Source organism: Cohnella sp. OV330, from assembly GCF_900112065.1.
Classification (GTDB): Bacteria; Bacillota; Bacilli; order Paenibacillales; family Paenibacillaceae; genus Cohnella.
Window position 1 is genome coordinate 459553 of record NZ_FOKE01000004.1, and the last position, 12473, is coordinate 472025.

Sequence of the window (12473 nt, forward strand, 5' to 3'; positions counted from 1 at the left end):
CCTCTCCTATTGGACCGCCCTTGCCGCGGACCGTCCTCTATTTAACGAGCTCTCTATATAGTAGTTCGTACTGCTTGGCCGAGCTACCCCAACCATAGTCCCGCTTCGCGCCGTTGTTCACGAGGCGTTTCCAGGCTTCGGGCTCTTCCCGGTAAAAACGGAGCGCGCGGCGCACCGTAAAGATCAGGTCGTGCGCGCTCGCCGGGCCGAAGGTGAAGCCGGTGCCGGTGCCGGCGAACTCGTTGAACGGCTCGACCGTGTCCTTAAGCCCGCCCGTCTCCCGCACGATCGGCACCGTCCTGTAGCGCAGCGAGATGAGCTGGCTGAGGCCGCAGGGCTCGAAGCGCGAGGGCATCAGGAACATGTCGGACGAAGCGTAGATCCGCCTCGCGAGTCCCTCGTTGAAGCCGAACCAGACCGCGAGCTGTCCCGGGTAACGGCGAATCGCTTCGCCGAGCAGATGCTCGAAGTGCGGATCGCCCGAACCGAGCACGGCGAGCTGGGCGCCTTCGTCCATCAAGGCGGAGAGGCTGTCCAATATCAAGTCGAAGCCCTTTTGCCCGACCATTCGCGAGACGACGCCGATCAACGGGGCATCCGCGTCCTCGGCCAGCCCTAGCTCGCGCTGCAGCGCCGGCTTGTTCTGCCTCTTTTTCGCAAGCGAATCCCGGTACCGTACATGCAAGGCCGCATCGTTCATGGAATCGTACGACTGCGTGTCGATGCCGTTAAGAATGCCGACCAGATCGCCAGCCCGCTCGCGCAGCACGCCGTCGAGCTTCTCCCCGTATTCGGCCGTCTGAATCTCGAGCGCATAGGAAGGACTGACGGTCGTCAGCTTGTCCGCGAAGCGCAGTCCCGCCTTCATGCAGCTCGCGGCGCCGTAAAATTCAAGGCTGTCGCCAGTAAAAGCGTCGTCGCCGACGGAGAGCAGATCCTGCAGCAGCTCGCGGGAAAACACGCCTTGATATTGCAAATTGTGAATCGTAAATACGGTCCGCACGCGCTGTACCGCCGGCTCGTAGGCGTACCTCGTTCGAAGCAGGAACGGCACGAGACCCGTCTGCCAGTCGTGACAGTGCACGACGTCGGGCAGCGCAGGCTCCCGCAGCATCGCCTCCACGGCCGCAAAGCTGAAAAATACGAAGCGCTCCGCGTCGTCGCCGTACCCGTACGGCGATTCGCGCCTGAAGTAGAACTCGTTGTCGATCAGAAGAAAGCGCACGCCGTCGGCCATAACCTCGTATAGCCCGCAATACTCCCTGCGCCATCCCATCGTGATATAGTAATAGCCTTTGAAAGCCGCGTTTTCCAAATAAGCGTCGGATATGCTCCCATACTTGGGGAGGACGACGGTCACGTCGATGCCGCGACCGCCGAGCGCCTTGGGCAGAGCCCCGATGACGTCCGCGAGCCCCCCCGTCTTGACGAGAGGGACGCCTTCGGACGCCACGAACCAAACGTTCATGGAACACCTCCGATGAGTTGAACTGTTTCGTGCCGAATCGAATATCTTAAATGATTTTGCGCTTCAGCGCGATGTACGGCAGGTCGGAAGCCCCCATCAGCTGCTGATCGCTGCGGATTTCCACTTCTTTGTCCAAGATGCAATTCGACAGCAGGCCGTGCTCGCCGATGACGCCGTTTTGCATGACGATCGAATTGCGCACGACCGCGTCCTTGTGCACCTTGACGCCGCGGAACAGGATGCTGCCCTCCACGCGGCCTTCGATGTCGCAGCCGTTCGCGACGAGCGAGCCGCTCACCGCGGAGCCGGCGCGATAGCGGGTAGGCGGTTCGTCCTTCACTTTGGTGAAGATCGGACCCGGTTCGAAGAACAGCTCGTTCCACACCTTCGGATCCAAAAGCTCGAGACTGTGCTTGTAATAGGACGGGATGTTGTTCACGACGCCCAAGAATCCGTCATGCATGTAAGCGTCGACCTTCAGCTCGCCGAGCCGCGGCATGACGGCGTGCCTGACGAAGTGGTCCTTGCCTTGCGCGAGCGAGGTGTCGACCAGGTCGAGGAGCAGCTCCTTGCGAAGAACGTACATCTCCATCGAGACGACGTCGCTCGCGAGCCTGCCGAAGTGATCCTGCATGTCGACGATCCGGCCGTCCGCGTCCAGCTTCGCCTTGCGCGTCAGTCCCGTCACCGCGTTCGGCCATTCTTTGCATACGACCGTGATGTCCGAGCCTCGTTCGCGGTGCTGCTCGAGCACCTTGGCGAAGTCGATGTTGCATACCATATGGCTGCGCGCGACGACGACGTATTCGAGCGGGCTGCGCGCGAAGTAATCCCGGTGCCGGTAAAACTGGTACAGGTCGCCTTTGCCGAAGTCGGACTGGTCCTCCATCGACGGAGGCAGTACGAACAGGCCGCTTTGCTTGCTGTGAAGGTCCCAGTTGCTGCCCGAGCCCAGGTGGTCCATCAGCGAGCGGTATTTGGTGTGGGCGAATACGGCGACCTTGTTCATGCCCGAATTCACCATCGAGGACAGGACGAAGTCGATCAATCGGTAGCGGGCGCCGAACGGCACCGTGGCGAGGCAGCGGGCGCTCGTGAGCGGACCCATGTCCTCCGTCTCGTGAATCAGGTTGATGACGCCCATGAGCGGCAGTTTCATTAGGACTTCGCCTCCTCGAGTTCTGCTTCGGCTTCGATGCGGTCGCCGCTGCCGACGACGGCGATCTCGGCGGCTTCCACGCTGCCGATGACGCAGCCGTCTCCGACGACCGCCCCGTCGCCGACGATCGCGCGCACGATCCGCACGTTTTTGCCGATTTTCGCGTTCGGCATGATGACCGAATCCTCGATAAAGCTGCCTTCGCCTATGGAGACGCACTGGAACAGCACCGAACGGTTGACGGTCCCTTCGACGACGCAGCCTTCGTTGATGAGCGAGCTCTGAACGCTCGAGGACGGAGACAGATAATGCGCCGGCATGTTCGGATTGACGGAATAGATACGCCAGGACCGGTCATTGAGGTTCAGCGCAGGCTCATCCTCCAGCAGGTCCATATTGGCCTCCCAGAGCGAATCGATCGTCCCTACGTCCTTCCAGTATCCGTCGAACCGGTGCGTGAACAGGCGCGCGCCGTCTTCGAGCAGCGTCGGGATGATGTCCTTGCCGAAGTCGTTCGACGAGCCCTGCGTCGCTTCGTCGCGGATCAGCGCTTCCTTCAGCACCTTCCACGTGAAAATATAGACGCCCATCGACGCGAGATTGCTTTTGGGCTGCTTCGGTTTTTCCGCGAACTCGACGACCCGGTCGTCCTCGTCCACGCTCAGGATGCCGAAGCGGCTGGCCTCCGCCCACGGCACGGTGATGACCGCGATCGTCGCGTCGGCGCGGTTCCGCTTGTGGGACTCGAGCAGCTCGTCGTAGTCCATTTTGTAGATATGATCGCCGGAGATGATAAGCACGTACTCGGGCTCGTAGCCCTCGATGAAGCCCATGTTCTGGTAGATCGCGTTAGCGGTTCCTTTGTACCACGTGCCGCCCTTGGAGCGGACATACGGCGGCAGGACGTGCATGCCCCCGCCCCTGCGGTCGAGGCCCCACGGGCTGCCGATCCCGAGATATTGGTTGAGCACGAGCGGTTGGTATTGGGTCAGGACGCCCACCGTATCGATCCCTGAATTCACGCAATTGCTGAGCGTAAAATCTATGATTCTGTACTTGCCGCCGAAATGCACGGCGGGTTTCGCAAGGTCCTTGGTCAATACGCCGAGCCGGCGGCCTTCGCCGCCCGCCAACAGCATGGCAATGCATTCGCTTTTATGCATCCTGCTCTCCCCGCTCTCTTGAGAATATGCCAGGCTTGACTAGTCCTCCACGGACGCGTCCGGCTCGAAGAGCAGGAACGTCAGCGGAGGCAGTACGATCTCCATGCTGAAGGGCTGGCCGTGCATCGGATGCCGCTCCGCCTTGAACTTGCGGGGCATCGCCGCGCCGGAGCCGCCGTAGTCGGCGGCGTCGCTGTTCATCGCCAGGCGGTACGAAGCGCCCGTCGGCACGCCCAAGCGAAAAACCGGATAGGCGGCTGCCGAAAAATTGCAGACGGCCACGAGATGCGATTTCCTTTTCTTGCCGAACCGGATATAGGAAAGCACGCTCTGGGCGGCATTATCCGCGTCGATCCATCTGAAGCCTTCTGGCGAGTGATCCTGCTCCCACAGCGCCGCCTCGTTCCGGTAAAAAGAACCGAGGTCCCGCGTGAATCGCCGCATCGAATCGTGCAGCGGGTACCGGAGTACCGGCCAGTCGAGCTCGCCCAGGTCCTTCCACTCGTCGTACTGTCCGAACTCGCCGCCCATGAAGAGCAGCTTTTTGCCCGGGTGGGTCATCCAGTAGCCATAGAATAGCCGGAGATTCGAAAACTTCTGCTCGTAAGCGCCAGGCATCTTGTTCAGCAGCGACCGCTTGCCGTGCACGACTTCGTCGTGGGATAGCGGGAGCACGTAATTCTCGGCGTAAGCGTACATCATGGAGAAGGTCGCCAGGTTGTGCACCCCGGATCGATGCGCCGGCTCGGTCTCCATGTACTTCAGCATGTCGTTCATCCAACCCATGTTCCACTTGTAATTGAACCCCAGTCCGCCCAGGTACACGGGAGCGGTGACGCCCGGCCAAGCCGAGGAATCCTCGGCGATGACGAGCGCGTTCGGGTAATAGCGGAACACGACCTCGTTCAGCTTGCGTATCCAAGCAAGCGCGTCGAGATTTTCGATGCCGCCGCGCTTGTTTCTCGTGTGCATCTCCGGCGGCTTGTCGAAGTTCAGGTCGATCATGCTCGCCACGGCGTCGACCCGGATGCCGTCGATATGATACACGTCCATCCAGAAGAGCGCGTTCGAGATAAGGAAGCTCTGAACCTCGGGCCTTCCGAAGTCGAAGGCGAGCGTGCCCCAGAGCGGTTTTTCGGCGACGCGCCAATCGGCGGGCTCGTAGAGCGGCTGGCCGTCGAACCGGCGCAGTCCGTGATCGTCCTTGCAAAAATGTCCTGGCACCCAATCCAGAAGTACCCCGATTCCGCGCTGATGGCACCGGTCCACGAGCTTTTTTAGTCCGTCGGGATGTCCATATCTGCTGGTGGCCGAGTAATAGCCGGTCGTCTGATAGCCCCAGGAACGGTCGAACGGGTGCTCCGTGATCGGCAGGATCTCGATATGCGTGTACCCGTTATCCGCGACATAATCGACGAGCTCGTGCGCGAGCCGCTCGTAGGACCAAAATTGCTCGGGGCCGTCGATTCGCCAGGAGCCCAGATGCACCTCGTAGACGAGCATAGGCCGCTCGTAGGGCTTGCTTCGGCTCCTCCTCTCCTGCCACGAATGGTCTCCCCAAGAATAATTATCCAAATTCGCCACCACGGAAGCGGTTCCCGGACGAAGTTCCGAGAAGAACGCGAACGGGTCGGATTTGAGGAAGACGCGCCCGTCGGCGTCCACGATCTCGTACTTGTATGCCGCGCCATCGCCAATGCCGGGAAAGAACGCTTGCCATACGCCGGTCGTGCCCGACAACGCGAGCGGATGCGACGCTCCGCGCCAGCCGTTAAAGTCGCCGGCGACCCTGACTTCGCGGGCATGCGGGGCCCACACGGCGAATCTCGTGCCGCGTTCGCCGTCCCGTTCGCACGGATGCGCGCCGAATGCGCGATATGCGCGAAACAATTCTCCGTGGTTGTACAAATACAGATCATGCTGCGATACCGATGCCGTACCGGTCGTCATATCGGACCCTCCTTGGCGGACGAAGCGGCGGGATCGCCAATCGCGTCAAATTTTTGTCATTTTTCCTCACATAAAACTTCTGTATTACGTTTATTATAGAGGAATATCCATGCCTTTTCATCCGCCTTTTCCAAAAAAAATTCCGGCAAAAGGGATAAAATAACCTCCCGCGTCAGTCCCCTCCGAAGGACTGGCACGGGAGGCTGCAGCAGCCGCGCCATGCGCTTATCGGTTAAAATACGAAGCCTGCTCCTTGAGCGTCAGCGACTTGGCCCGCAGCGATTCGGACGAGGCCGCGATCTCCTCCATCACCGCCGTCTGCTCCTGCGAGGAGGAGGACACCCGCTCGGCCCCGGCGCGAATCTCGCCCGCCACCTCAGCCACCCTGCGGGCCTCGCCAAGCGCCCGGCCGGCCTGCACGGCCTGCTCGGACATCCGGCTCGCGATCCGCTCGACGATCGAGCCGACTTCGGCGGCTTCCCTGGCCACGATGCCGAACGCTTCGGCGGAAGCTCTGCCCTGCTCCGATTCATGCTCCGCCACCTGGGCCTGACGCTGGATATGCCCGACGCACGCGCCGACTTCGGCTTGAATCTGCGCGATCAGTTGACGAATATCCTTAACCGCGCTTGCGCTCTGTCCCGCCAGCGTCTTGACGGCCTGGGCGACGACCACGAAGCCCCTGCCTTCCTCGCCCGCCCTTGCCGCTTCGATCGAAGCGTTAAGCGCGAGCAGGTTCGTCTGCTCGGCGAAGTCGCCGACGACGTTCGAGATGGATCCGATCTTGTCGGCATTGTCGCTCAGACGGTTCACGATCTCGAGCGCCGTGCGGTTCTGCTCGGCCAGTTGGTCCATGCCGGACACCAGCGAGCTGAAGACCGCTTCGCTCCGCGCGACCGTGCCGTTCATGCGCTCCGTTTTGTCCTTGGCGGCCGCAGCGCTCTGGTCGGCTACCCGCGCGGCGTCGGCCAGCCGTTCGACCGACGCTTGCATCGCTTCTGCGGACGCGAACTGCCGCTCCGTGCCCTCGGTGATCCGTTCTGCATGGCGCGACATCTCCTCGATCCGGAGCGCCGCTTGCGAGATCGCGCCCTGGAGTTCGGCCGCGTGCTGGTCCGTCTGCGCCGAATTGTCCAGGATGCCGCCCGTGATCGTCTTCAACCGGTCGAGCATGCCCTGGAACGCCGCTCCGAGCTGCGCCAGCTCGTCCCCTGTTCCGCTCGCGTGCACGCGCACGCCGAGATTGCCTCGCTCCGCCTCCTTGGCGGCGGCCGTCAGCGAGAGCAGCGGACGCAGCAGCCATTTGGCCGCGAAAAAACCGAACAGTCCCGTCCAAAAAACGCCGAGCGCCAGCGTCAAAAGAACGAATACCCAAAAAGGCATGAAATCAAACGTTTCCTTCATTTCCAACAACACGAAAGCGCTGGTCGCATAGGTTATGCCGGACACCAGCGTAATGCCGACGACCATTTTCGCGACGATTCCCATCCCTTTGTTCATGTCGAAGCCTCCGTCATTCTGTCGATTCGTCTATTAGACAAAATTCGACTTCGGCCCAGCGCATCCTCTTGTCCATTCGGTGACATTCGCAGCCGATCCTGTGTCGAATCAGCGTCTAATCTTTGTCCGCTTCGTGAACGAAGACCGACTCGGCATGTAAAAGCAAAAACCGCCGGGCATCGAAAGCCCGACGGTTTTTCATACGGCGGATCAGCGGCCCCAAGCGGCCTGGCCGAACCGAATCTCGTTTTTAAGCTGCCTCGCGTTCGTCGAAGCGTCGATGACGATCGTCTCGATGCCTGCAAGCTCGGCAAAATCGAGGAGCTGCTCCGTCGTCACGGCGAACGAATAAACGGTATGATGCGCCCCGCCAGCCAGAATCCACGCCTCCGCGCCCGCCGAGAGCGAAGGCTCCGGCTTCCACAGAACGCGCGCAACGGGAAGCTTCGGCATCTCGCGTTCGACAGGCACCCCGTTCACTTCGTTCACGATCAGGCGGAACCGGGTTCCCAGGTCGACGATCGAGGCGTTCAGCGCCTTGCCGCCCTTGCCGTCGAAAACGATGCGCGCCGGGTCGGCCTTGCCGCCGATGCCGAGCGGATGAACCTCGATGCGGGGCTTGGAAGCCGCGAGCGTCGGGCATACCTCCAGCATGTGAGCGCCCAGCACCAGCTCGTTGCCCGGCTCGAAGTGGTACGTGTAGTCCTCCATGAAGGAGGTGTCCTTGCCGCCCGCGATGATTTTCATCAAACGCGTGAGCGCCGCGGTCTTCCAGTCTCCTTCGCCGGCGAAACCGTAGCCTTGCTCCATCAAGCGCTGCACGGCGAGGCCCGGCAGCTGCTCGAGCCCGTGCAGGTCCTCGAACGTCGTCGTGAACGCGGTGAAGCCGCCCTCTTCCAGGAATCGCTTCATCGCGATCTCCAAGCGGGCTTGGTAAGCGATCGCATTCCGCACGGCGCCTTCGGCGCGGCCCGCTTCGACGATCTCATAGCGTTCGGCGTACTCGCCGAGAAGCGCTTCGACTTCGGCGTCCGTCACCGCGTTGACGTATTGGACGAGGTCGCCTACGCCATGCGTATTGACTGACCAGCCGAATTTGATCTGCGCTTCGACCTTGTCGCCTTCGGTTACCGCTACCTGTCTCATATTGTCGCCGAACCGGACGACCTTAAGCCGCTTACTCTCGTTCCAGGCGACGGCCGTGCGCTGCCAGGCGCCGACGCGGGCATGGACGTCCTCATTCGTCCAATGGCCGACGACGACCTTGCGGGCGATGCCTAGACGAGCGCCGATGAATCCGTATTCGCGGTCCCCGTGCGCGGCTTGGTTCGTATTCATGAAGTCCATGTCGATCGAGTCCCAAGGGATGTCGCGGTTATATTGCGTGTGCAGGTGAAGCAAAGGCTTGCGCAGTTCCGTCAGACCCGCGATCCACATTTTGGCCGGGGAAAACGTATGCATCCACGTGATGACGCCGGCGCAATCCTCGTCGGCGTTCGCTTCGTTCAGAACGCGCCGGATCTCTTCCGGCGTGGTCACGACAGGCTTGAACAGGACCGGATAAGAGACGCGCTCGGTCAGCGCTTCTGCGATCTCGCGGGAGTGGGCGGCCACCTCTTCCAGCGTCTCCGGGCCGTACAGATGCTGGCTGCCGGTAATGAACCAAAACGTATAGGGCTTCACTTGAAGCATAACGCTACCTCCTTGGATAAAAGCGAATCAACACGATAATCGATTTCAACTTGTACGTACCTTTACTCTAATATAATAACGAAGGTCGCGCATACAATCAACACTTGTATGTACATGTACGAATAATTTTATCCGAAACGCAAAAACGCCGCCGAAGCCGCTTAAGGCAAGCGGTTTCGGCGGCGCCTCGGAAGCGCGTCTCCCCTCAGAATCCGGGCAGGTTGTCGAGATTGTTGTCTTCCCGTCCGTCCGGGTTCGAGCGCAGATGCTCGTCGCCGTCGCGGCCGCGGAAAACGTTGACGTTTTCGATCTGGTCGTTTTTGGCCATTTGCTGCGCTTCTTTGTAGCCGACCACTTGGCCCGAAGACAGCTTCAGTTCCACGATGTCGCCGTCTCCGTTTTTGCGAACGCCTACGACTTGCTCACGATCCGCCATGTCTTCCACCTCCTGTCGGGGTTTAGCATGCCTCCGATCGCGTCTATTTATTCGCCGTTGGCGCGTCCAACCGCCGCTCAGCTTCGGGCGGCGATGATCATCACGCCGCGCGCGGGCACTTCTACGCGTCCTGGCGCGTCAACGCCGGTCAGCAGTTCAGTGCCGTTCACGTCGAACTTGACGACGGCGGGCTCGGGATTGTGGTTCAGCAGGAACAGGAAGCGATCTTCGCCCTTGACGCGCACGGTCGCCTCGACGCCGGCCGGCGCGCTGACGAGCGGCAGAATCCCCTTGTCCTCGCATAGCTGTCCGAGCAAATCCTCGAGGAAGGAAGCTTCGGGGCTCGTTGCGACGTACCAGGCCTCCCCTTCTCCGAAGCGATTCACCGTTACGGAAGGCATGCCCGCATAAAAATCGCGGCCGTATTCGGCGACGACCTGCGCGCTCTCGGCATGAATCAAATCGCACAATATTCCGCATTCGTAGCTGCCCGACAAGCGGCCTTGTCCCTCGTCTTTGACGACGATCGCGTTTTTCGTATCCGGGAACAGCGCATCGATCTCCTCCGCCCATATGCCGAGCAGCTTGCGAAGCTCGCCCGGATAGCCGCCGACCGTCACGATGTCGCTCTCGTTCACGATGCCGCTGAAAAACGTCGTCACGAACGTGCCCCCGGCAGCAGTAAACGCTTCGGCCCGCTGTGCGAAGCCCGGCTTCACCATATAGAGCACCGGCGCGATGACGATGTCGTACGCGGAGAGATCGTCCTCCACCCCGATCATGTCGACGGGGATGTGCTGCCGGAACAAGGCATCGTAATATTTATGCACTTCGTCGACGTACTTTAGATGCACGGTCGGACCGCTCGACAGATCGAGCGCCCAGCGGTTTTCCCAATCGAACAAAATCGCCACGCGCGCGCCGCTCATGGCGTCGAGCAGCTTGTCGCCGAGCCGCCCGAGCTCGTCTCCCAACTCCGCGCACTCGCGGAATACGCGGGTATGCTCATGCCCCACGTGTTCGATGACGGCGCCGTGATATTTCTCGCAGGCCCCGATCGAACGGCGGAGCTGGAAGAACATCACGGTATCCGCGCCGCGCGCGACCGCCTGATAGCTCCAAAGGCGCATGACGCCCGGGCGCTTCAGCGAGTTGACCGGCTGCCAGTTCTGCTGGCTCGGCGTCTGCTCCATGAGCATGAACGGCTGTCCTTGCCGCAGGCCGCGCATCAGGTCGTGCGTCATCGCGGTCAGGCTGACCGGCGTATCGAGCGAAGGATAGTTGTCCCACGAGATGACGTCCAGGTACGGCGCCCATTTAAAGTAATCCAGCTCCGGATACAGCCCCATCAGATTCGTCGTAATCGGCAGATGCGGCGTATGCTTCTTGATCTCGTCGTATTCGATGCGATAGCATTCGAGCAGGCTGTCGGACATGAATCGGCGAAAATCGAGAGAAATACCCTGGAAGTTCGTCCGGTTGCCGTCCCACTCCTCGCTCAGCGCGTTCGGCAGCACGATTTCTTCCCAATCGTAAAACGTGTGCCCCCAAAACCGCGTATTCCAAGCTTTGTTGAGCGCGTCAAGCGTCCCGTAGCGCGCCTGCAGCCACGTCCGGAAAGCTGCTTCGGACTGCTCACTGTAATCGTACCCGCCGTATTCGTTGGAAATGTGCCAGATCAGCACGGCCGGATGGTCCCTGTAACGCTCCGCGAGCTTGCCCGCGAGCGCCTTGGCGAACCGGCGGTAGACCGGACTGTTCGGATTGGAGTTGTGCCGGCCGCCGAATTTGCGCTTGCGGCCTTGATAGTCGACCCGCGTCACCTCCGGATATTTGCGAGCCATCCACGCCGGATGCGCGCCCGTGCCCGTCGCCAGACAGACGTACACGCCATTGCGGTAAAGCCGGTCGATCGTCTCGTCCAGCCAAGCGAAGTCATAGGTATCCTCGTCAGGTTGAATCAGCGCCCAGGAAAATACGTTAACGGTCGCGACGTCGATGCCGGCAAGCTTGAACATCCGATCGTCCTCGGCCCACGTTTGGGCATTCCACTGCTCCGGATTGTAGTCTCCGCCGTACCAGATTTTCGGCAGCTTATCGTTGATCATGCGCGCGCACATCCTTTATCATATAATTATATCTTCATCTTAACGCAGTCCGATGTCCCGCTGAATATAATCATTGCCCGATTCGATATAAGAAAACAACAGGAAGTGCTGCGCAATGCGGACATACAGAAGATTCGCGATCCCCTCCGGGCAGACAGGCCAGCTCCCCTTGTTCGTCGAGACGATCGGCACCGTGCTCGAGGAAGGAAAAATCGCCCGACCGACCGGTTACCCTTTTTACCACTGGCTGCAAACTTTAAGCGGCGAAGGCGCGTTTACCGTCGGCGGCAGAAAATTCAGCCTCCCTGCCGGCTCCGGCATCTTGGTCCCGTCGGAGGAGCCGCATGTCTACGAACCGGGCTCCGATGCGTGGGAGACGGCGTATTTAACGTTCGGCGGAACCGCGGCTGCGACGATGCTGATCGCGCTCGGCCTGGTCGAGCCCGTGCCGATTCGCTGGGAATGGGATTCCCCCTTAGCCGATTTTTTGGAGCGGATGCTGGATCGAATCGAGGCCGACGACGATCCGTTTGGCCTGGAGGCGTCCGCGGATGCCTACCGGTTCCTGCTCACGCTGCGGCGGCACGGCCGATCGGGCAGACAGGACTCGGTCGACCGCGCGTCGGAGCGGCTGCGTCCGCTCATCGAGTGGATGGAACGGCGCTATGCCGATCCCGACGCAGGCTTGGCCGACATGCGTGCGGTGCTCGGCATGCCGCCCAGCTCGATGAACGAACTGTTCAGGCGGGCGTTCGGCCAGTCCCCTTACAACTATCTCATCGACCTGCGGATCCGCAAGGCGAAGGAGATGCTGATCGGGCGTCCGCAGGAGACCGTCTCGCGGATCGCCACGCTCGCGGGCTTCCGCGACACGAGCCACTTCGTCGCCACGTTCAGGCGCAAAACCGGGCTGCCGCCGGATAAGTTCAGGCAGCTGTACGAATAAAAACGCGGCATCCCGCCGAGCAGGCGCTTACGAGCCTGAGACACGGGATAC

General features: G+C 60.9%; 9 protein-coding genes. 1 reads left to right on the top strand and 8 read right to left on the bottom strand.

The window, feature by feature from the left end; all coding sequences use genetic code 11:
- Positions 1-37: 37 nt before the first annotated feature.
- From glgA to BM235_RS12170, 8 genes are all read right to left on the bottom strand, one after another.
- Positions 38-1468 (bottom strand): glycogen synthase GlgA, encoded by a 1431-nt coding sequence (gene glgA, locus BM235_RS12135; RefSeq protein WP_090113162.1) that lies wholly within the window; start codon positions 1466-1468, stop codon positions 38-40.
- 46 nt (positions 1469-1514) lie between these two features.
- Positions 1515-2627, bottom strand: coding sequence for a glucose-1-phosphate adenylyltransferase subunit GlgD (gene glgD, locus BM235_RS12140; RefSeq protein ID WP_090113164.1), 1113 nt, complete (start codon positions 2625-2627; stop codon positions 1515-1517).
- A complete protein-coding gene (locus tag BM235_RS12145; protein ID WP_090113166.1) occupies positions 2627-3790 on the bottom strand; it encodes a glucose-1-phosphate adenylyltransferase in 1164 nt (387 codons plus the stop codon). The genes glgD and BM235_RS12145 overlap by 1 nt, the downstream gene beginning before the upstream one ends.
- A gap of 39 nt (positions 3791-3829) precedes the next feature.
- Positions 3830-5740, bottom strand: a complete 1911-nt coding sequence (gene glgB, locus BM235_RS12150) for a 1,4-alpha-glucan branching protein GlgB (RefSeq protein WP_090113167.1) — start codon at positions 5738-5740, stop codon at positions 3830-3832.
- A 225-nt stretch (positions 5741-5965) separates the two neighbouring features.
- A complete protein-coding gene (locus BM235_RS12155; RefSeq protein ID WP_090113169.1) occupies positions 5966-7240 on the bottom strand; it encodes a methyl-accepting chemotaxis protein in 1275 nt (424 codons plus the stop codon).
- A gap of 210 nt (positions 7241-7450) precedes the next feature.
- Complete coding sequence (gene araA, locus BM235_RS12160) at positions 7451-8932, bottom strand: L-arabinose isomerase (RefSeq protein ID WP_090113171.1); 1482 nt, start codon at positions 8930-8932, stop codon at positions 7451-7453.
- A 205-nt stretch (positions 8933-9137) separates the two neighbouring features.
- A complete protein-coding gene (locus BM235_RS12165) occupies positions 9138-9368 on the bottom strand; it encodes a DUF3892 domain-containing protein (protein WP_090113173.1) in 231 nt (76 codons plus the stop codon).
- Positions 9369-9445: 77 nt separating this feature from the next.
- Positions 9446-11476, bottom strand: a complete 2031-nt coding sequence (locus BM235_RS12170) for a beta-galactosidase (RefSeq protein ID WP_090113175.1) — start codon at positions 11474-11476, stop codon at positions 9446-9448.
- 115 nt (positions 11477-11591) lie between these two features.
- Here BM235_RS12170 and BM235_RS12175 point away from each other — a divergent pair, with 115 nt between their 5' ends.
- The gene (locus BM235_RS12175) at positions 11592-12422 is read left to right on the top strand and encodes an AraC family transcriptional regulator (protein ID WP_090113177.1); all 831 of its coding nucleotides are present in this window, start codon (positions 11592-11594) and stop codon (positions 12420-12422) included.
- Positions 12423-12473: the final 51 nt, after the last annotated feature.

What these genes read in the sequence shown, in the direction of transcription:
- glgA (WP_090113162.1), bottom strand. Translation starts at nt 1,468, where the DNA reads ATGAACGTTTGGTTCGTGGCGTCCGAAGGCGTCCCTCTCGTCAAGACG.
- BM235_RS12175 (WP_090113177.1), top strand. Translation starts at nt 11,592, where the DNA reads ATGCGGACATACAGAAGATTCGCGATCCCCTCCGGGCAGACAGGCCAG.
- glgB (WP_090113167.1), bottom strand. Translation starts at nt 5,740, where the DNA reads ATGACGACCGGTACGGCATCGGTATCGCAGCATGATCTGTATTTGTAC.
- araA (WP_090113171.1), bottom strand. Translation starts at nt 8,932, where the DNA reads ATGCTTCAAGTGAAGCCCTATACGTTTTGGTTCATTACCGGCAGCCAG.
- BM235_RS12170 (WP_090113175.1), bottom strand. Translation starts at nt 11,476, where the DNA reads ATGATCAACGATAAGCTGCCGAAAATCTGGTACGGCGGAGACTACAAT.
- glgD (WP_090113164.1), bottom strand. Translation starts at nt 2,627, where the DNA reads ATGAAACTGCCGCTCATGGGCGTCATCAACCTGATTCACGAGACGGAG.
- BM235_RS12165 (WP_090113173.1), bottom strand. Translation starts at nt 9,368, where the DNA reads ATGGCGGATCGTGAGCAAGTCGTAGGCGTTCGCAAAAACGGAGACGGC.
- BM235_RS12155 (WP_090113169.1), bottom strand. Translation starts at nt 7,240, where the DNA reads ATGAACAAAGGGATGGGAATCGTCGCGAAAATGGTCGTCGGCATTACG.
- BM235_RS12145 (WP_090113166.1), bottom strand. Translation starts at nt 3,790, where the DNA reads ATGCATAAAAGCGAATGCATTGCCATGCTGTTGGCGGGCGGCGAAGGC.